The sequence below is a fragment of the Dokdonia ponticola genome, assembly GCF_042653865.1.
In the GTDB taxonomy this organism is placed as follows: domain Bacteria; phylum Bacteroidota; class Bacteroidia; order Flavobacteriales; family Flavobacteriaceae; genus Dokdonia; species Dokdonia ponticola.
In genome coordinates this window covers 237,230-257,876 of the sequence record NZ_JBHSFV010000008.1, presented here as the reverse complement: position 1 = coordinate 257,876, position 20,647 = coordinate 237,230, and the positions used below count along the sequence as shown (strand labels likewise).

Sequence of the window (20,647 nt, the reverse complement as noted above, 5' to 3'; positions counted from 1 at the left end):
AATATCTCCCCAGCTCTGACTATCGTCGGTGATAGTTATATCAGAATCGTTCGTATTTAATATCCCAGATACATTGTGTAAATCGCAACCGATAGCTTCTAGTGCTACTTCAAGATCAATTTCTTCTCCGGGATTAGTTTGCCCATCATCATTGCCGACTCCACCACCTGTGCCATCCTTAACTAATTGATCTGCATAGGCGATATCACAATTACCACCGTCAGCGTAGATATGCACTATAAACGTCAGTACCCAGCTATCTTCATCTGAAGTAACCTCCAATGTAAAGACAACATCCTTCTCAGGAGTATTTGCGTCTACATCAAAATCGAAATCACTTGTCCAATCCACTTGACCCTCTAGAATATCTCCCCAGCTCTGACTATCGTCGGTGATAGTTATATCAGAATCGTTCGTATTTAATATCCCAGATACATTGTGTAAATCGCAACCGATAGCTTCTAGTGCTACTTCAAGATCAATTTCTTCTCCAGGATTAGCTTGCCCATCATCATTACCAACACCGCCGCCTGTTCCATCCTTAACCAATTGATCTGCATAGAGAACATCACAATTACCACCTCCGCTAGAATCAATCTTATAGACTAAAGTTGCGCAATCTAAATTAGTTTCGCATTGCATACTACCATTTATATACTCGTTGGTTTGGACTCTCACAATACCTGTGAAGTTAGAAGTCCAAACAATTCTAGGGTCTAAACCACAGCTATCCATATTACAAGCTACGCGATTACCATTTCCATCAAAAACGTTTATTCTCAAATCGTTTGAAGAGTTACCTCCATCGTTAGTGCAGTAGCTCCAAACATATGTCTCGCCATTAGAAACATTATATTCTGAAAACTCTCCTGCAAATTGACAATTAACTGATTGCCAATTATTGGTAGGAGTTAACGTATTGTTTGGGAACTGATTATCCAAAAATGGGCATTCACAAGCAATAGGATCTCCACCTCCATTATCTAGAATACAATCTAAGGCAGCCCTAACATCTAATCGACCACTACCGCTACCAGACCAATTAAGTGGTACAGCAGAATCAAGAACACAATCGATAATTTCCTCCTTAGACTTTGATAAATCCGCAGACCAAACAAGCCCAAGAGCAGCAGCAACTATTGGCGATGCCATAGAAGTACCACTCTTATTTCCATAATCATCATATAACAAAGTAGAATAAATGGAACTACCTGGTGCAGAAATATCTACCCAACTACCATAATTTGAATTCCCCCGCTTACTATCATCTTGGTTCGTTGCGGCAACAGTAAGTGTATTGTTATATCCTGCAGGATACTGAATTACATTCGTATTATCATTTCCAGCAGAAGTAACTATAATACTACCAAACGTATTATAAGCTGTATTAACAATATTCTGATGTGTCTGGCTATAAGCCTCTCCACCCCAGCTGCAGTTAATAATCTCTGCGCCATTTGAAGCAGCCCAAAGTATTCCCTCGTAACCGTGAGTAATGAGATTAGAGTTTGGAGAGTTAGTTGCCTTTATAGGCATAATATCAATATTATAACCTACACTAGCCATACCAATAGAATTATTGGTGACTGCGCCAACTAGACCAGCAACGTGCGTTCCGTGATCATAATCGCCATTAATAGGATTAGGATTACTATCGTTATCACTTACATCCCAACCATCTGCCATATTACCCATAAGATCTGGGTGATCAGTTTGTACACCGCTATCTACAATGGCTACGTCTATTGCGTTAGCCCCAGTCTCTAAATCCCAAGCTTCAAAAGCTCGAACCTTACTAAGACTCCATTGTGTAGAAATATCATCATCGTTAGGAACTTCGTGTATAAAACTCATCGGAACTCGTTCTACATACTCTATTAGCTTATCATTAGACAAGATTCTAATAAAAGTATCAACGTCGACACTTTCTCCAATCTTAATCCGAAGTGTACGCTGTAGTTCAGATGATTTCTGAGTAAAATAATAAGGGAACTGAATCTCTGTTATTTGGAAATCTGCCACATATCGGCTCAAAACAGGAACTTCAGAAAAAGACAATCGAAACGTCCTATTCCATTCAGGTTGATAGGTCTCAACTACTTTAACATACAATTCGTTTTCAACGAATGATTGATCATCGTTGCTTTGCCCAAGAGCAGTGCTTACAGAAAAAAGTAATGTAAGTATAAATTTGATTAAGTAATGTTTTTTCATAGTAGATTGATTTTATGATTCAAATTAAATTTTAGTAATAGAAAAATACTTTAAAAGAGTATATAGGTTTAGTATATCATATGGATAGATTAATTGTATGGTTGGAATCATTAATAGCTCAATATTAGGCATTTGAAAATGATTCTAAGAAGTTTATTAAGACAAAAAGATGCCACGCCATCCCTGTGGAGCGGAAGTTGTAAACAGTAAAAAATGAAAATCACCCCTGTAGAGTGGAGAAATATTTTACTTAATATTTATTCTTCACTATCAGATTGAAGACTCTGAATTTTGGCATTCATAAAATCAACAATTTCTTCAAGGTAGAGAGAAACAGAAGAGTGTCGATCATATTCTTCGGTACTTGTTTTTGCAGATAATCGTTTGTAGAGCTCTTTACGCCTACTTTGCACAGAACTTTTTGAAATATCAAAAAGAGTTTCCATTTCTTTTTCGGTGATACCAAAAGCTTGTCGATCCCAATATTCATAAGTAGCTTTTGTGAGATTGTATTCTTTAGTTAGATGTTTGCTAAAGGTAGTACTGTCAAGATTGTTTTTTCTTTTGATAGCCTCTTCTTCTTGATAGAGAATTTTATTGGAAAGTTGTTTTACGTGTTCAATAATATTCTGTAATTGATTTTCTTTCTTTCTTTTTTTGAAATACATTAAACCTAGAAGTAATAGAATAAAAGACCCAATACTGACTGAAATAAGAAAATTACGTTGCTTTGTTGCAATGAGAAGTTTATTACTTTGTATCTCTTTTTCTTTTTCTAAAGTTTTATACTTTACTTCAGATTCTGCTATTGCTTTTCTATTAATAGACTTATTGAGTGAGTCTTTTAATTTTATGAATTGATTAAAATGTTTTGTCGCTTGGTTAGTATTTTTCTGCAATTGATAAGCATTAAAAAAGTAAAGTTCTAGGTACATTTTCTGTTCAACAGAACCTTTCAATTCATAAAGCTCTTTAGATAAGTTAAGATAGTGAATTGCTTTGTCAAAATCTTTTTCTTTTTTTAGATAGTATAATCTTCCTAATCTTGAATATGAATACTTAAGGTCAGATTTTATATTAATCTCATTCTTGATTTTTATAGCTTGATTTACATGGAAAAAGGAAGTTTCGTAATCTTTCAACCTAATATAGCAGACTGAAAATTCATCGTGAATTGTAGCTAGTGTTCGTTGTCTATCTAATTTCTTATAGATATAAAAAGCTTTTGTTAAGTAATTCAAAGCATTATCAAAATTTTTCATTTGTTTAGATAGTACTGCCATTTCAAGATAAGTAGCTCCAATACTACGCGTTATTGAATCTTTTTTTAAAAGAATATCAAGAGAAGATTGGTAATTAACTAAGGCTTCATCATAGAATTTTGTTTTACGTTGAATCTTGGCTAAACGATAAAGACCTTCTGCCTTGTAATTTGAATTATCAAATTTATTAGCTATAGAAAGCACACTATCTACATAATGAGTTGCTGTTGTAAAATCACCTTTGATATAATACATTTCAGCGAGCTTATCATAAATATATACTTCTTCGCTAGGTTTTGAGGTAAACTTTTGAGATTGAAATAAGTATTTTAAAATTGAATCTTCTTCTCTCTTATAATAGAAATTGTCTATTATAAAGTTATTTATACTGTATCTTTTTGCTTTGTCTTGTTGAATATATTCATTTTTCAATAATTGTTTTGCCATATATAAATGATCGTCATACTTTTCTTCGGTATAGAGTATTTTTAATTTAGCTTGTTCACATTCGAACCTAATATTATTAGAAACATTGAGAGAGCATAATTTTTGTACCCAAACAGGATAATCAAGATCATTTTTGGGATCAATATAATTCCTAATAAGATCGACCAGAAATTCAGATTTTAATGTAGGATCATTAATGGAATTAATTGTACTTTTCAAACTATCTGCTTCTGAAGACTGAGAGTAAATAGGACACCAAACAAATAAAAAAAATGTTGAAAAGAAGAATTTAAAAAGATTAGACACAGACATTGAAAAAGATTTAAAAGTCTAATGTAACTATTTCATTTTCAATATGAAAAACATTTTCAGAATTTTACTTATTCATTAAATTTTATCCCTAGACATATACAGCTACAAATAAATACTTTCGAGACTAGCCTAGTGCACCTTTTCCGCAAGGAATGCTCCTAACCTGATTCCTCCTTGTCAAAAAAGCTTTGCCATTGGGTTTTTCTTGTTAGCGTATTATTGGTTAATCTTTATATAATACTATGACTGATGTTGAACTTAATTGTAAATTAAAAGTTATTGCAGACGCCAAAGAGGTATCTGTTGAAAAAGAAATAGTTCTGTCAATATTTTTTCAATATCAATAAAGAAACTATCTAACGTAAGATTTTACATGTTATCAGGTGTAATTAAATACCATGATTTGTATTTTAAATTACTGAAAATAAATATTTTGTGAAAAACACACCTAACCACCACATCCTATAACACCTTATCCATAATCTCCTGAACACATTCTGGATTTAAAAGGGTACTCGTATCACCAAGGTTACTTGTATCTTTACTTGCTATTTTTCGGAGGATGCGACGCATGATTTTTCCAGAGCGGGTTTTAGGTAACCCATCCGTAAATTGAATTTTATCCAATTTGGCAATAGGCCCTATTTGCTCGGTGATGATCTGATTGATTTCTTTTCTCAGATTATCATGATTTCTGCCTTCGCCTGTTTCTTTTAAAGTTACATACCCGTACAGTGCATTCCCTTTCACATCATGCGGGAAGCCAACAATAGCACTTTCTGACACTGCGGGATGTTCGTTGATCGCATCTTCGATGGGTGCGGTGCCTAAGTTGTGTCCAGAGACAATAATCACATCATCTACACGTCCTGTGATTCTGTAATAGCCTACCTCATCTCTCAGTGCGCCATCTCCCGTGAAATACATATTTTCATAGGCAGAAAAGTAAGTGTCTTTATATCGTTGATGATTGCCCCAAATCGTTCGTGCCATACTTGGCCAGGGGAATTTTATACACAAACGCCCATCGACTTGGTTGCCTTTGATTTCTTGACCACTCTCATCCATTAAGGTGGGTTGAATACCAATAAACGGAAGCGTTGCATACGTCGGTTTGGTGGGCGTACAAAAAGGAATGGGGGTAATCATAATCCCTCCCGTTTCTGTTTGCCACCAAGTATCGACAATAGGCGATTTTTTCTTCCCAATATTATCATCATACCAGTGCCAAGCCTCTTCATTAATAGGTTCGCCCACGGTACCCAGCACCTTTAGCGATGATAAATCATGTTTTTCAACATGCTCGACACCTTCCTTGGCAAGGGCTCTAATCGCCGTAGGAGCGGTGTAAAAATGCGTGATTTTATACTTAGCGACAATCTCCCAAAAGCGACCATAATCGGGATAACTAGGCACCCCTTCAAACATCACGGTGGTAGCGCCATTGGCTAAAGGACCATATACGATATAACTGTGTCCCGTAATCCAACCAATATCTGCTGTACACCAATACACATCCTCTTCTTTGTATTGAAACACGTTTTTAAACGTATATGCACTATACACCATGTATCCAGCGGTGGTATGTACCATCCCTTTGGGCATTCCAGTGGAGCCAGACGTGTATAAGATAAATAAAGGATCTTCGGCATCCATGATGGTAGCGGCAAGCTCATCAGACGCGGTATCTAATAAGGGTTGTAGCCAAGCATCACGCCCTTCTTTCATCGTAATGTCGGAGTTGATGCGCTTCACAACCAACACACTTTCTACACAGTCACATTCTTCTAAGGCTTCATCTACGATACCTTTTAAATCGATGGTTTTGGCACCGCGATACGAGCCATCAGACGTGATCACCATCTTACAATCGGAGTCGTTAATTCGTGTTGCAAGGGCTGTCGCAGAGAAGCCTGCAAATACCACAGAATGAATGGCACCTATACGTGCACAGGCTAATAAAGCAATCGCCAATTCTGGAATCATAGGCAAATAAATACACACACGATCCCCTTTTGCAATGCCTTTCGCTTTAAGCACATGGGCAAATTTATTGACACGGTGATATAATTCTTTGTAGGTAATATGTTGCGCTCCTTCTTTTGGGTCGTTAGGTTCAAAGAGAATAGCCGTTTTATCGCCTCTGGTCGCCAAATGTCTGTCAATACAGTTTTCTGTAATATTTAATTTAGCACCTTCAAACCAAGTAACTTCAGGTTTCTTAAAATCCCAACGAAGCACATGATCCCATTTTTTGCGCCATAGAAAATGTTCTTCTGCGATTTCTTCCCAAAAAGACTCAGGATTTACTACAGATTTTCTATATACTTGATAATATTCTTCGAGATGCTTTATGTGATAATTACTCATGTACTCGTCGCTTTTTTTAGTTGTGAGCCTATTTTTGTAGGTGGGCTAATCCCACTTTTTCAGCAAGATTTGTTGTTTAACACCCTGACCCTTGGATTAATTTTTAGATCACAATGATTGTTTTGAGGTTCCATCATTTATTCTTAAAAAGTAGTAAAAATTATTCATAATGTTAGTAATAACTTAAATCAGATTTAAGTTGCCATATTTTTTCTTCTTTTTCTCAAGTATAACAAGAAGTTCCCGTTAAAAATTTTTGAAACCTTGGAAAAAATTTAGGGAAGTTATTGTGGTTTTTCGCTTTAAGCGAAAAAATACCTAAGAAAAAGTGTCTTTTCTTTTGGTTCCGTTTTCTTTGGACAAGCAAAGAAAATGAACAGAAAACATGATTGTTAGTACTACACGTTAAGTCATAAGAAAGATAATATCTAGAATTAATTAAATTATTTACATGTATAAGATTTAACATACCACTATTTCCTAGCCTTATCCCACTTCTTCTGAATCTTATCCAAGCACAAATTCCCCATACTCCCAATATGCGTGTGTGCCATGGCAGTTGCAGGGGTGTAGGTGCCTGATTGCACTTGAGCGCCTACTTCCTGATAGGCATCTCTGAAGGAAGCCCCATTAATGACCAGGGTATTAATACTGTCTACAGTATATAAATATTGATATTTTTCATCCGTGAGGTCAATGTCAAGAATTTGAATCTGTTTGATGGCATATTCAAAAATCGTAAGGATCTCAATCACTTCTTCAAAAGCTGTAATGCTGTGCTCTTTTAGCAACTGAAAATCTCGATGATACCCACTCGGTAAATTATTGGTAATTAAAAGCATTTCGGTGTGTAGCGCCTGAATTTTATTGCACTTCCCTCTAATGAGTTCGAAGACATCAGGATTTTTCTTGTGCGGCATGATGCTACTTCCCGTCGTAAGTGCATCGGGGAAGGTGATAAAGCCAAAATTCTGACTCATATACAGGCAAATATCCATGGCAAATCGTGCTAAGGTATTGCATAACCCTCCCAAGGCACTGGCGATGGTACGTTCACTTTTTCCTCTACTTAATTGGGCAGCGACCACATTGTATTTTAAAGTTGTAAAACCCAACGCTTCGGTGGTAAAATCACGATCAATCGGAAACGAACTCCCATAACCCGCCGCCGATCCTAACGGATTCTGATCGACTGTTTTTATGGCAGCTTTGAGTACGTAGACATCATCTATCAAAAGCTCGGCGTAGGCAGAAAACCATAAGCCAAAAGAGGATGGCATAGCCACTTGCAAATGCGTATATCCTGGAATGACCGCTTTTTTGTGCTTTTTTGCAAGTTTTAAAAGCGTGTTGAATAATCCCTCTGTTTTTATAAGTACGTGCTGTAAATGCTCTTTATAAAACAAGTGTAATGCGACCAGCACTTGGTCATTTCTAGAACGTGCCGTGTGGATTTTTTTACCAACCTCTCCGTATTTTTTGGTGAGTTCATACTCAATTTTAGAGTGTACATCCTCAAATTGCGGTTCTATGATAAAAGTACCTGCCTCTATTTGAAGCGCAATTTCTTTCAATCCCTTTTCTAATTGTTGTAATTCTTCTGAAGTAATGATGGCTCTCGATGCTAACATTTTTGCATGCGCCAAAGAGGCTTGCACATCATAGATCGCAATGCTCAAATCGATTTCTCTATCATTTCCTACCGTAAATTTTTCTATTTGTTGGTCTATCGTAAACCCTTTATCCCAAAGTTTCATACTGTTGTTTTTTATGTGTGTTGTCATTTTTTTGAAGAAGACTGTATACGCTTTCGCGAAAGCGGACTCAGAATGGTTACTATTTTAAATAATCACCTGTTTTAATAATTCAATGTAGATGCGAATCCCTTCTTTAATTTCTGAAACGTATATAAATTCATCGGCCGTATGGGAGCGCGTACTGTCTCCTGGACCTAATTTTAACGAAGGGCACGACAATACCGCCTGATCCGAAAGAGTAGGAGAACCATACGTTTTTCTTTCCAAAGTAACTCCTGCTTTTACCAGCGGATGGTCTGCAGGAATAGACGAGGAGTTCAACCGAATCCCGCGAGGAGTGATGCTCGTGCACGGACTTTCGGAGCTTAAAATATCACAAATCTCTTGATTGGTATAGGCATCATTTACACGCACATCAATGACCAAAGCGACTTCTGCTGGAACCGCATTATGCTGTACTCCAGCATTGATTTGCGTAACCGTCATCTTCACATCTCCCAAAACCTCCGAAGGTTTTTTGAAGCTATAGTTTTGAAACCATTCCAGTACGGGAATGGTATTGTAAATGGCATTATCGGTGTTCGGATGTGCGGCGTGAGTTGGTGTGCCTTTAACGATGGCGTCAAAAACAACCAACCCTTTTTCGGCAATGGCTAGTTGCATGAGTGTGGGTTCGCCGACAATGGCAACATCTATTTTTGGAAGTAATGGCAAAACGCTGTGCAATCCTAAGGGGCCACTATTTTCCTCCTCTGCCGAGGCCACAAAAACAAGGTTGTATTGTAGATCTTCTTTATGGTAATAATAGGTAAATGTTGCCAGTAAAGACACTAATGCACCTCCTGCATCATTACTTCCTAATCCATATAATTTCCCTTCTTCGACCGTAGCTTTAAAAGGGTCTTTGGTGTAGCCTTTATTCGGTTGTACGGTGTCATGGTGTGAGTTGAGTAAAAGGGTCGGTTTGTTGTCACTAAAACTTTTATTCACCGCCCAAATATTATGATCGACTCTTTGATATGGGATTTTATAGGTCGTAAACCAAGCGATGATGAGGATTGCGGTAGCGTCTTCTTCTCCTGAAAAGGAAGGTGTTTCAATTAAATTTTTGAGCAACTGAATGGCTGCGGTGGTGAGGTTTTCTATGGTCATGAGTTGTGTAATAAAGTGTGAGGAATCGTAGCATCAAATACCATTTCGGGTAAGCCGATGCATACGTTGTGTACGTTATGTGTAAGCGCATAAAAACAGTTATCCAACTTCGGAATCATTCCATCAGTAATGATGCCTTGATCGATAAGTGTTTTATAGGTCTGTGGGGACATGTTTTTTATCAAGGAGTTTTCATCATCAACCGATTTGAGAACGCCTGATTTTTCAAAACAGTAATACAGGGATACTTGATAGCTTTTTGAAAAGGCAATCGCCAATGCTGAACCCATCGTATCTGCATTCGTGTTGAGTAATTGGCCACGGTTGTCATGGGTAATGGCACAAAAAATTGGGGTAATTTTGTTTTGTATAAGGATGTCTAACGTTTCTGTGTGTACGCTTTGGATGTCTCCCACAAAGCCATAATCTACATCTTTTACAGGTCTTTTTGTAGCGACAATTGTATTTCCATCTGCTCCCGAAAACCCAATTGCATTGCATTGATGCGCTTGCAGGCTCGCAACGATTTGTTTGTTTATTTTGCCAGCGTAGGTCATCGTGATAATGTCTAAGGTAGCCGCATCTGTGATGCGTCTTCCTTCTTTGATGTTTACTTTTACATTCATTTGTTGGGCAAGGGATGTGGCTAGTTTCCCGCCTCCGTGTACTAAAATTTTTGGACCTTCAAGCGCTGCGAACTTCCCTAAGAAAGTATTAAGTGCGGGCTCATCATTGATGATGTTGCCTCCTATTTTTATGATCTTGAGTGTTTCCATACTACAATTGTTCTAATAGTTTTTTTAATACCGCTTGTGCAGCGAAAGTCCTGTTACCCGCTTGTTGGATGACTACAGTATTTTTACTGTCCAAAACAGCATCTTCTATCACTACATTTCGACGTACAGGAAGGCAGTGCATACAGCAAGCATGGCCTATTTTTTCTTTGGTGATCATCCAATCAGGGTCTTGGTGCAGGACTTTTCCATAGTCGTCATAACTACTCCAATTTTTTACGTACACAAAATCAGCATCTCTGAGAGCTTCTTCTTGATTATGAGAAATAGGGGTGTTCTTTGTGATATTAGGATCTAGTGCATACCCTTTGGGATGTGTAATAGAAAAATCAACATTTATAGATTGCATCATGTTTACAAACGAATTGGCAACCGCATGAGGTAAGGCTTTTGGATGTGGTGCCCAGGATAAAACTACTTTAGGTTTCTTTTTACTACTGAGTTCTGCGATGGTCATAGCATCTGTGAGGGCTTGTAAAGGGTGTGCAATGGCACTTTCCATATTGATGATAGGGACTGTGGCATATGTCACGAAGCTTTGTAAGATATATTCAGAGATATCAAGTGCTTTGTCTTTTAGGGTTGGAAAAGCTCTTACGGCAATCAGATCTCCATATTGGGATAGCACTTGTGCCGCTTCTTTGATGTGTTCGGCGGTATCTAGATTCATGATGGTGCCATCTGTAAACTCCAGATTCCATGTGCTATTGATATCTAAAATCATCACTTCCATCCCTAAATTTTTAGCTGCTTTTTCGGTACTTAATCGTGTGCGCAGACTTGAATTGAAAAAGAGCATGATTAGTGTTTTGTGTTTTCCTAAGCTTTCATATTGAAAAGGGTTTGCCTTTAAAGCAATCGCTTCTTGAATCATCTCGGGAATGTTTTCTATATCGTGTATGTCTGTGTAATTTTTCATCTGTTGAAATTTTGTTACCGTCTATGAACGATTGTTTTATGCTTTTTTTAATTCTTGATGTAATGCATCCATAAAATGATCTATATGCTCTTTCTGGATGGTTAATGGAGGGAGAATTCGTAAAAGGTTTGGATTTTTAGAACTTCCCGTAAAGATGTGATGCTCGTAAATAAGCGCTTTACGTAGATCAGCAATTGGAAACTCAAATTCTAGTCCTAGCATGAGGCCTCGGCCTTTGGTGTTTTTTAGTTTTGGAAGGCTTTGTACTTTTTTTATAAAATGAGAAGACATCTTTTTTGCGTGCTCCATCAGTGCTTCCTTTTCTAGGGTTTCTAACACGGCTAGTGTTGCAACGCATGCCAAGTGATTGCCGCCAAACGTAGTGCCTAACATTCCAAAAGTGGCTTCTAAATTCGGGTGAATTAAAATCCCGCCAACAGGAAATCCGTTGCCCATTCCTTTTGCCATCGAAATAATATCAGGTACGATTCCGTGTTTTTGAAAGGCAAAGAAATCACCCGTTCTTCCAAAACCAGACTGTACCTCGTCTGCAATGTATAGGGTGTTGTACTTTTTACAAAGTTTCGCAACAGCGGTATAAAACACCATAGACATTTCATCCAGACCACCTACTCCTTGAATATGTTCAACAATGACCGCACAGGTTTCGCCCTTTTGTAAAATAATTTCCACTTGCTCAATATCTCCTAGTGCAACAAAATCAACGGCTTGTTGTGCATTGATGGGAGCGATAATTTTTGGATTGTCTGTGGCTGCCACAGCTGCAGAGGTTCGGCCGTGAAATCCGTTTTTAAAGGCAAGCACTTTCCTTTTGTTGGTGTAAAAAGAAGCTAGTTTTAAGGCATTCTCATTGGCTTCGGCACCTGAATTACACAGAAATAATTGGTAGTCGTTACAGTCTGAAAGTTGACCTAATTTTGTGGCTAGATCAACTTGCAACGGATTTTGAATGGCGTTACTATAAAATCCTATTTTCTGTAATTGCTCTGTGATACGCTGCACATAATGCGGGTGGGAGTGTCCAATAGAAATGACGGCGTGACCGCCATATAAGTCTAGATATTCAGTACCATTGGTGTCGTAGACGAATACGTCTTTCGCGAAAGCGGGCGTGATATCAAACAAAGGATATACATTAAATAAACTCATAATTGTTCCTTTTTGATGGTGTTGATTTTATGGAATGAAGCAACGATTCCCTGAATAAGTGAAGAACTCAGCCCTTTGTGTTCCATCTCGTTGAGACCTTCAATGGTACAGCCTTTAGGCGTGGTGACTCTATCGATTTCTTGCTCTGGATGTTGTTTGTTTTGGATGAGCAAACTGGCCGCGCCTTCACTCGTGTACATGGCGAGTTGTTGAGCTTCTTTGGCATCAAACCCTAACTGAATAGCCCCTTGGGTCGTGGCTCGTATGAGTCGCATCCAAAAGGCAATGCCGCTGGCGCAAATCACCGTAGCTGCTTGCATTTGAGCTTCTGGAATCTCTAAGGTGTGTCCGAGTTTATTAAAAATAGATTCGGCAATGTCAATGCGTTGTTTTCCTAGAGCATTACTGCACATACACGTCATTGACTTCCCAACAGCAATCGCCGTATTAGGCATGGCTCTTACAATGCATTTGTCTTCGCCCACCATTCGCTCGATATCGGCGACAGAAACGCCTGTGATGGTCGAAATGATGATGTGTTTTTTGGTAAGTACGGATTGTATTTTCTTCAAAACTCCTTCTAAATGTGCTGGCTGTACTGCAAAGATTAACACATCCGTATGTTGCACCGCTTCCGAATTATCCTGCGTCAACACTACATTTTTGTAATGTTCAAATTCTTTGAGTTCTGTAAGATTTCTTTTGGTGAGATAAAGGCTCGTGAGTTCCTGATTGGTAACCAATCCCTTTGCGATAGATTGTCCTAAATTTCCTGTTCCTATAATGGCTATTTTCATATGTTTTCTTTTTAAAAAATGGATCCTTTTAGGTGTAATCCATCGGTTTCATTAAGACCAAAAGCGAGATTCATATTTTGGACCGCCTGTCCAGATGCGCCTTTTAAGAGATTATCCACGATACTTGTGATTAATAATTTGTTGTTGTGTTTTATGAGATGAAGGATGCATTTATTGGTGTTGACTACTTGTTTCAAATGAATGTCTTCCTCAGATAGGATGGTGAAAGGTGCGTCCTTATAAAAGGCTTTGTATACGGCTGTCACTTCTTCTAAAGGTTTTTCAAAATAGGTGTACGCTGTCGCGAAAATCCCCCTCGAGAAATTCCCTCTGTTGGGAATGAAATGGATGTCAGCGTTAAAGTCAGACTGCAACTGACGCACCGTCTCGTGAATCTCTGCTAGATGCTGATGTGTAAAAGATTTATAATGAGAGAAATTGTTGTCTCTCCATGTGAAATGGGTAGTTTTAGAAAGCGAAACCCCAGCACCCGTAGCCCCTGTCACAGCATTCACATGAATGTCTTTCGTTAGCAGATTTTGGTTAGCCAATGGTGCTAAAGCTAATTGGATTGCTGTCGCGAAACACCCTGGATTGGCGATGTATTGCGCTTTTCTAATCGCCTTTTTGTTTACTTCTGGAAGGCCATATACAAATGATTTTCCATTAAAAAGGTGATCTTCCGAAAGCCGAAAATCATTACTTAAATCAATGATTTTTGTATCCTGCGAAAAAGAATGTGCTTCTAAGAATTTTTTTGAATTTCCGTGCCCTAAACAAAGAAATACCACATCTACTTTTGGATTGATTTGTTGTGTAAATACTAGATCAGTCGTTCCAATGAGATCTTGATGTACGTTTGATATCTTATTTCCTGCATTGGAAGTACTGTAAATAAAATCAATCGTTGCTTTAGGGTGGTGCAGTAAGATACGTATGAGTTCTCCTGCGGTGTATCCAGCGCCTCCTATAATTCCTACTTTGATCATGATTCAGCGTGTATTTGTTGGTAGATTTTATTTTGATTTCCATTTATTTTGATAAATCCTTTAGCTTCTTCGGCAGTCCACTGTGTATTCATTTCGCCATAGCTACCAAATTTTGATTGCATCAAATCATTCTTGGAAATAATACCGTCTAGTGAGAAGTGATAGGGTTGTAAGGTGACCATCACGTCTCCAGACACCTTTTCTTGGCTGCTAGTTAAAAAAGCCTCCATATCTCTCATGACAGGATCTAGGTATTGTCCTTCATGAAGGTGCATACCATAGAAATTGGCTAGATATTCTTTATGCTGTAATTGCCATTTTGTAAGCGTATGTTTCTCTAATAAATGATGTGCTTTAATGGTTATCAGTGCCGCTGCTGCTTCAAACCCTACACGTCCTTTGATGCCTACAATCGTATCTCCTACGTGAATATCCCTCCCAATAGCATAGGCTGACGCAATATTTTCTAGCGCTTCAATATTTTTTTCAGGAGCTTGTTTATCACCATTAATAGCGATTAATTCGCCTTTATCAAAAGTCAATGTGAGATGTTTTTTACCTGTTTTTGTGAGTTGTGATGGAAACGCACTTTCGGGTAATCCTTTTTCTGAGGTTAAGGTTTCTTCACCACCTACACTCGTGCCCCAAAGTCCTTTGTTGATGGAATATTTTGCTTTTTCCCAAGACATATCTACCCCGTGAGCGGTTAAATAGTCTATTTCTTCTTGCCTAGAAAGTTGTTGGTCTCTTATAGGCGTTATGATTTCGATTTCTGGAGCCAGTGTTTGAAAAATCATATCAAATCGTACTTGGTCATTTCCCGCGCCTGTACTTCCATGGGCAATGTATTTGGCATCAATACTTTTGGCGTATTCAATGACTTCAATGGCTTGAATGATACGTTCGGCACTTACAGATAGTGGGTAGGTGTTGTTTTTTAACACATTTCCAAAGATCAAATACTTTACTACTTTCTGATAGAATGAAGAGATCGCATCAATGTTCTTATAGCTGGTTACACCTAATGCATACGCTTTGTTTTTTATGGTATTCATCTCTTCGTTAGAGAAGCCACCTGTGTTTACACTTACAGCATGTACTTCAAAGTTTTTGTCTTTTGATAAGTGTACGGCACAGTAGGAGGTATCTAAACCGCCACTATAGGCAAGTACTATTTTTTTGGATGTATTCATTTCTTTTTTGTTTTTAGTGAAACTCAATTTTTGATAAGTCTACAAGACGTACTCAAAATTGTAAGTTGAGCCTGCCAATGCTGGCAGATAGGCAAATCCCGCTATTGAGGGGATCTGGTTTAATAGATTGCTCTAGGTTTTGTTGTTTTTATTTTTCAAAAACAGCGTATGTTTAATGCTTTTTAATCTAGAAAAAGCCTTGCTTGTGATTTGTTTTTGCTCGTTTTCTTTTTTGTTATTAGGATCAAATAACATTCCTGTACACAGACACATCGATTGATTGGTTCTCTGCAATATATCGTGGTTCTTGCAGGTTTGGCAACCATCCCAAAATGTTTGGTCTTTGGTGAGTTCAGAAAACGTAACAGGTGTGTATCCTAGATTACTGTTAAGCTTCATAACAGCGAGGCCTGTAGTAATACTAAACACCTTTGCCTCTGGAAATTTTGTTCTTGAATGCTCAAATATTCGTTTTTTAATTGCTTTAGATAGCCCTTGTCCTCTGTAATCTGGATGAACGATTAATCCAGAGTTGGCAACAAACTTTCCGTGACTCCACGTTTCTATATAGCAAAAGCCTGCGAATGTATTTCCATCAAGGGCAATAACAGCATTCCCTTTTTCCATTTTAGACATGATATATTCAGGTTTTCTTCTAGCAATCCCTGTGCCTCGCACCTGAGCTGCTTCTTCTATAGTGTCGCATATGATTTGTGCATATACGATATGGGTTTGATCAGCAATAATGATATTCATTGTTGGTGATTTAAAAAGTGAATGAATAGTTGAATTTGTTTTTGAAAGCAGAACTGGACTCACCTAAGTTCTATAAAAAGAAGACACCCTTACGGGCGACGGGGAAATAAAAAGCGGCGTACGAAATCATTGCTATTTTGAAAAATAGCTAGAAAATAAAAATGAGATTTGAAATTTGATAGGTACACAGTAAAAAAATAAAAACGTTAAAAATAGTATGCGGATGGCTAAAAGGAATTAGCGGCGGCGTCGCACGGGGGGTGCGATAGGTACTATACGTGTTTTATTTTTTGAAATAATCATAGTACAAATGTAGAATTTTTTTTAAATAATTCAGGGTTTGTAGCTGTTTTTTAATGAAATGACTGTAAAATAGATCCGTGTGATGCACTTTTAATTAGTGTGCTAACGTCTTATGGATACAAAAAATAGCGGTCTTTTCGGAACCGCTATTTTTAAGTGATGAATTTTATATTAAGTACGAAGTACCAGTTTTTCCTTAATATACTATTCTAAACTAAACTAAATTATATGTAATATGGCTTGAATCAAATAGTGCTTAATTAATCTTCAAGGGTAATGTGTATCGTGCTGTGCATTTTTACTTTTTTTCCTTCAATTTTTGCTTGTAGGAAAATGTCTTCAACAGTGGCTTTCGCTTCTTCTAGCTCTAAGATTCTATCTCTGTCTGGAGCGCACGTATCTTTGTGGTTTTTTTCAAAAAGTGACATGCGCTTTATTTGATGAAAATTGATTTTCTTAGTGAGCATAGGCACAACAAGATCTTGAGCTTCTGATGCTGTAAAAGATCCATCTATTAAATCAATTTGATGTTTGCCTTTCGTTACTTCTGAAGGTGTTGCTACTGTATTCATAGGTGTTGATTTTTATACTGATTTTTTGTTGATACAAATGTCTAATTAAATATTCATATATTTTTATTTATATATTTAATGTATGGCATTAATAAAAATTATGATTATTGAATAAGGTACAGATATAGTGGCATTCCTAGGGTGATATTAAAAGGAAACGTAATTGCGAGTGCCATGGGAATATATAAACTTGGGTTTGCTTTTGGCGCGGCAAGCTTCATTGCGGCAGGAACGGCTATGTAAGATGCACTGGCTGCTAGTATGGCAAATAACAGTCTATTCCCTTCACTTTCTATAAATACACCACTCACTACTGCGACAATACATCCATTTATGACTGGAATGACAATCGCAAACAATAAGGCAAACCAACCTTTTTTGATAAAGTCAGATAGTTTTCTTCCACTCGTAATCCCCATATCTAACAGGAATACAGCTAAAAACCCTTTAAATAAATCTGTAGTAAAAGGTTTTATTCCTTCTGCTTGTGCATCATTTGTTAAGAATCCTACCACTAAACTTCCTATAATAAGAAGCACACTTCCATTTGTAAGAGCATGGTGTGCCACTTTTTTCATGGGCACTTTATCTTGATTTTTATTTTTAGCAAATAGTTTAATAAGCAGTAGGCCTACCATAATAGCGGGTGCTTCCATAAGCGCCATGACAGCAACCATATGTCCATTGAATGTGATCTGTTCCATTTCAAGGAAAGAAATTGTCGTTACAAACGTAACTGCGCTCACAGAACCGTATGCTGCAGCAATCGCTCCTGAATTCTCTAAAGAAAATTTTCTTCTTAAAATGAAAAAGGTATATAAAGGAATTACAGTAGCGAGGAGGAGTCCAAAAAGCAGTGACCATATTATTTCGCTATTAAATGTGCTATGTGATAATTCTTGGCCTCCTTTAAACCCAATAGATAAGAGTAGGTAAAGGGATATAAATTTTGATGAGTTTTCTGGGATGCTTAAATCACTTTTTAGCTGAACAGCAATAATACCTAAAAAGAAAAATAATAATGCAGGATTTGTTAAGTTGTCAAATAAAAGATGTAGATCCATGGTATGTGCGCTCTCTATAGTCGCTTATTTACTAGTACTAGTCGTTTTTTTAGATATAAGAGCTAAACTTATAACAGCAGTAGCGATTAAAATTTTTTCAAGAAAAATCTGGTTGCTTATTATAGATAGGCTTATGAAAAAACCAAATAATAAAACAGTTGCTATTTTATTTACGGAAGTAGAAATAGGTTTTTTTGAGGGAGTCTGAAGCTGTATGATTTTAACTTGATGTCCTTCTGTATGTCGATTTTTCATAAAGATATTCTTTTTATTTGTGCAAAGGTGTATGCTTTATTTCGCATATTTTTATTTATATTTATTATAAAATATATAAACATATGTTATGAATTATACATTACATCAGTTAGAGATTTTTTGTAAAATTGCTGATTTAAAGAGTGTTACAAAAGCTTCGGAGGAGTTGTTTTTAACACAGCCAGCAGTATCTATTCAGCTTAAAAAATTTCAGGAGCAGTTTCAAAATCCTTTATTTGAAGTTGTTGGAAGGAAAATTTATATTACTGAGTTTGGTACAGAAATAGCAATAGCAGCAACAAATATTCTTAACGAAGTACAAGCACTCAATTATAAGGCGCTTTCTTTTCATGGAGAGCTTGCGGGTACATTAAAAATTGCCATTGTTTCCACTGCAAAATACGCGATGCCTTATTTCCTAACTGATTTTATGAATCAACACCCTAGTGTTGATTTAGTTATGGATGTGACCAATAAAGCAGAGGTGGTGCGCTCTCTTGAAAGTAATGATGTAGATTTTGCGATGGTATCTACAATTCCTAAAAATCTAAAGATTGATCGAATCCAGCTTATGGAGAATAAATTACATCTTGTAGGCGGAAGGCAATATACACAATCGAGTAAAAATTTAAATCCAAAAATATTTGAGCAATTACCACTTATATATAGAGAGCAAGGATCTGCTACGCGTAATGCTATGGAACGATTTATGGCGTCACACAAAATATCTACGTATAAAAAAATGGAACTTACCTCAAACGAAGCCGTGAAGCAAGCTGTTGTTGCAGGGTTAGGGTTTTCTATTATGCCTCTTATTGGAATTAAAAACGAACTTAATACAGGGGATTTACAGATTATTCCTGTAAAAGACTTGCCTATGGTCACCAATTGGAATCTTATTTGGTTAAGTTCAAAGAATCTATCTTCTATTGCAAAACGTTTTGTTGAGCATATTAATGAAAATAAATCATTAGTTATGAATGCACATTTTAATTGGTTCAATGATTATTAGTGAAACACTATTTTTAAAAGTTGCGCAGCAACGCATTTAAAAATAGCTAGTTTCACCTGCCTCTGGCAGGCAGGCTTAATCCCGCTGTTTACTGAACTTGTTTCAGTATCTAGCGGGGTCTATGCTTTATCCCTTAATCTTCTTGATATAAGAGACGTTTATATTGATTATAGCAAATGGTGTACTAAGTGATTCTTCCTTTTTTTGCTTTCGCGAAAGCATTCTAAAACTATTTGCCAATTTTTCTAAAAGACATGATTTGCTTTTATTTTGTGTGTAAAATAGTCTAGAATTAGACTAAAGTAAATACTCCTCAAACAAAGGGTTTATCCCATATTATTGTTAATTTTTTGATAAACGAAGGCCTGTTGTTTAGTATTTGTTTAATTTAGTTGAACAAAACAAGCTAAGCTAGCAGTCATGAAATCAATTTTATTCAAATTTAGTATCCTTTCTTTCTTTATTTACCTATCAGTTATGCCTACTCCAACTCCTGTTGTTCAAGAGTTTCAGGGAGAGGCTGTTTATTTTTCTAAATCAACGATGGATCTTGGTAGCTGGGGCGCTAGGATGAGCGAGGCTCAAAAAAAGCAAATACAAGCACGTCTCAAAAATAGATTGGAAAAAACGTATGTATTGAGCTTTAATAAAGAAGAATCTGTATTTCTCGAAGAAGATAAATTAGATGCCATGTCTGGAGCTACCGATTCTTGGGGACAGAATTTTACGCAAGGAGATCAGTATAAAAATATAAAAGAGAATGCTTTAGTACAAAGCCAAGAATTTTATGGAAAGCAGTTTCTTGTCAAAGACAAACTTCAAAAGATTGATTGGAAAATGGGAACAGAGTCCAAGCAGATAGGACAATATATGTGTTTTAAAGCGACCGCTTCTATACCAACATCTGAATTAACTTGGTATAGTTTCTCTTGGGGAGATTTAAGACAACCTACTCCAAAAACATCAGACCTTGCTGATGCTGATGCAGATACAGCTGAAGTTGAAGTAAATATGACAGAAGTCGAAGCATGGTACACACCTCAAATACCTGTAGGACATGGCCCTAGCGAATTTTGGGGGCTTCCAGGACTGATTTTAGAGGTGAGTGCAGGAAATACAACACTATTGTGTTCTAAAATTGTGATGAATCCCAAAGAGAAAATTAAAATCGAAGCTCCAGATAAAGGAAAAGAGATCACAAAAACTGCTTACAAAGAAACCATCACTGAGAAAATGCAAGAAATGCGTAATAATAGAGGTAGAAGAAGAGGATAAACACAACCACTATACTGCATTCAAATACGCATTC

Annotated in this window: 16 protein-coding genes and 1 pseudogene; 2 read left to right on the top strand and 15 right to left on the bottom strand. The window is 37.0% G+C overall.

Annotated features, from left to right (window positions below; genetic code table 11):
- The 15 genes and pseudogenes from ACFO3O_RS14000 to ACFO3O_RS13930 all read right to left on the bottom strand — a co-directional run.
- The coding region (locus ACFO3O_RS14000; RefSeq protein ID WP_379979857.1) for a S8 family serine peptidase at positions 1-2,214 on the bottom strand (2,214 nt) is incomplete at its 3' end.
- Positions 2,215-2,471: 257 nt separating this feature from the next.
- Positions 2,472-4,235 carry a tetratricopeptide repeat protein gene (locus ACFO3O_RS13995; protein WP_379979855.1) on the bottom strand — a complete coding sequence of 588 codons (1,764 nt, stop codon included), beginning with the start codon at positions 4,233-4,235 and terminating at the stop codon, positions 2,472-2,474.
- Between the two features lie 462 nt (positions 4,236-4,697).
- Positions 4,698-6,614, bottom strand: a pseudogene (gene acs / locus ACFO3O_RS13990) (acetate--CoA ligase); the annotation flags it as partial.
- A 464-nt stretch (positions 6,615-7,078) separates the two neighbouring features.
- Entirely contained in the window at positions 7,079-8,362 is a 1,284-nt protein-coding gene (gene argH, locus ACFO3O_RS13985) for an argininosuccinate lyase (protein ID WP_379979883.1), read from the bottom strand.
- Between the two features lie 84 nt (positions 8,363-8,446).
- Complete coding sequence (locus ACFO3O_RS13980; RefSeq protein ID WP_379979853.1) at positions 8,447-9,514, bottom strand: M20 family metallo-hydrolase; 1,068 nt, start codon at positions 9,512-9,514, stop codon at positions 8,447-8,449.
- Positions 9,511-10,290 (bottom strand): acetylglutamate kinase, encoded by a 780-nt coding sequence (gene argB / locus ACFO3O_RS13975; protein WP_379979851.1) that lies wholly within the window; start codon positions 10,288-10,290, stop codon positions 9,511-9,513. Before argB ends, ACFO3O_RS13980 begins: the two co-directional genes overlap by 4 nt.
- A gap of 1 nt (position 10,291) precedes the next feature.
- Positions 10,292-11,227 (bottom strand): Rossmann-fold NAD(P)-binding domain-containing protein, encoded by a 936-nt coding sequence (locus ACFO3O_RS13970; protein ID WP_379979849.1) that lies wholly within the window; start codon positions 11,225-11,227, stop codon positions 10,292-10,294.
- 36 nt (positions 11,228-11,263) lie between these two features.
- Positions 11,264-12,397, bottom strand: a complete 1,134-nt coding sequence (locus ACFO3O_RS13965) for an aspartate aminotransferase family protein (RefSeq protein ID WP_379979847.1) — start codon at positions 12,395-12,397, stop codon at positions 11,264-11,266.
- Complete coding sequence (gene proC, locus ACFO3O_RS13960) at positions 12,394-13,194, bottom strand: pyrroline-5-carboxylate reductase (RefSeq protein WP_379979845.1); 801 nt, start codon at positions 13,192-13,194, stop codon at positions 12,394-12,396. The genes ACFO3O_RS13965 and proC overlap by 4 nt, the downstream gene beginning before the upstream one ends.
- 11 nt (positions 13,195-13,205) lie before the next feature.
- Entirely contained in the window at positions 13,206-14,183 is a 978-nt protein-coding gene (argC, locus tag ACFO3O_RS13955) for an N-acetyl-gamma-glutamyl-phosphate reductase (protein ID WP_379979843.1), read from the bottom strand.
- Positions 14,180-15,376: an argininosuccinate synthase gene (locus ACFO3O_RS13950; protein WP_379979841.1), complete on the bottom strand. Its 1,197-nt coding sequence runs from the start codon at positions 15,374-15,376 to the stop codon at positions 14,180-14,182. The genes argC and ACFO3O_RS13950 overlap by 4 nt, the downstream gene beginning before the upstream one ends.
- Before the next feature lie 132 nt (positions 15,377-15,508).
- A complete protein-coding gene (locus tag ACFO3O_RS13945) occupies positions 15,509-16,132 on the bottom strand; it encodes a GNAT family N-acetyltransferase (protein ID WP_379979839.1) in 624 nt (207 codons plus the stop codon).
- A gap of 563 nt (positions 16,133-16,695) precedes the next feature.
- A complete protein-coding gene (locus tag ACFO3O_RS13940) occupies positions 16,696-17,007 on the bottom strand; it encodes a hypothetical protein (protein WP_379979837.1) in 312 nt (103 codons plus the stop codon).
- A 104-nt stretch (positions 17,008-17,111) separates the two neighbouring features.
- Entirely contained in the window at positions 17,112-18,071 is a 960-nt protein-coding gene (locus ACFO3O_RS13935; RefSeq protein ID WP_379979835.1) for a sodium-dependent bicarbonate transport family permease, read from the bottom strand.
- Positions 18,072-18,095: 24 nt separating this feature from the next.
- Complete coding sequence (locus ACFO3O_RS13930) at positions 18,096-18,326, bottom strand: hypothetical protein (RefSeq protein WP_379979833.1); 231 nt, start codon at positions 18,324-18,326, stop codon at positions 18,096-18,098.
- Between the two features lie 88 nt (positions 18,327-18,414).
- On the opposite strand from ACFO3O_RS13930, the gene ACFO3O_RS13925 reads away from it, so the two are divergent.
- The gene (locus ACFO3O_RS13925) at positions 18,415-19,338 is read left to right on the top strand and encodes a LysR family transcriptional regulator (RefSeq protein WP_379979831.1); all 924 of its coding nucleotides are present in this window, start codon (positions 18,415-18,417) and stop codon (positions 19,336-19,338) included.
- A gap of 420 nt (positions 19,339-19,758) precedes the next feature.
- Positions 19,759-20,613, top strand: coding sequence for a GLPGLI family protein (locus ACFO3O_RS13920; RefSeq protein WP_379979829.1), 855 nt, complete (start codon positions 19,759-19,761; stop codon positions 20,611-20,613).
- The last annotated feature ends 34 nt before the right edge of the window (positions 20,614-20,647 follow it).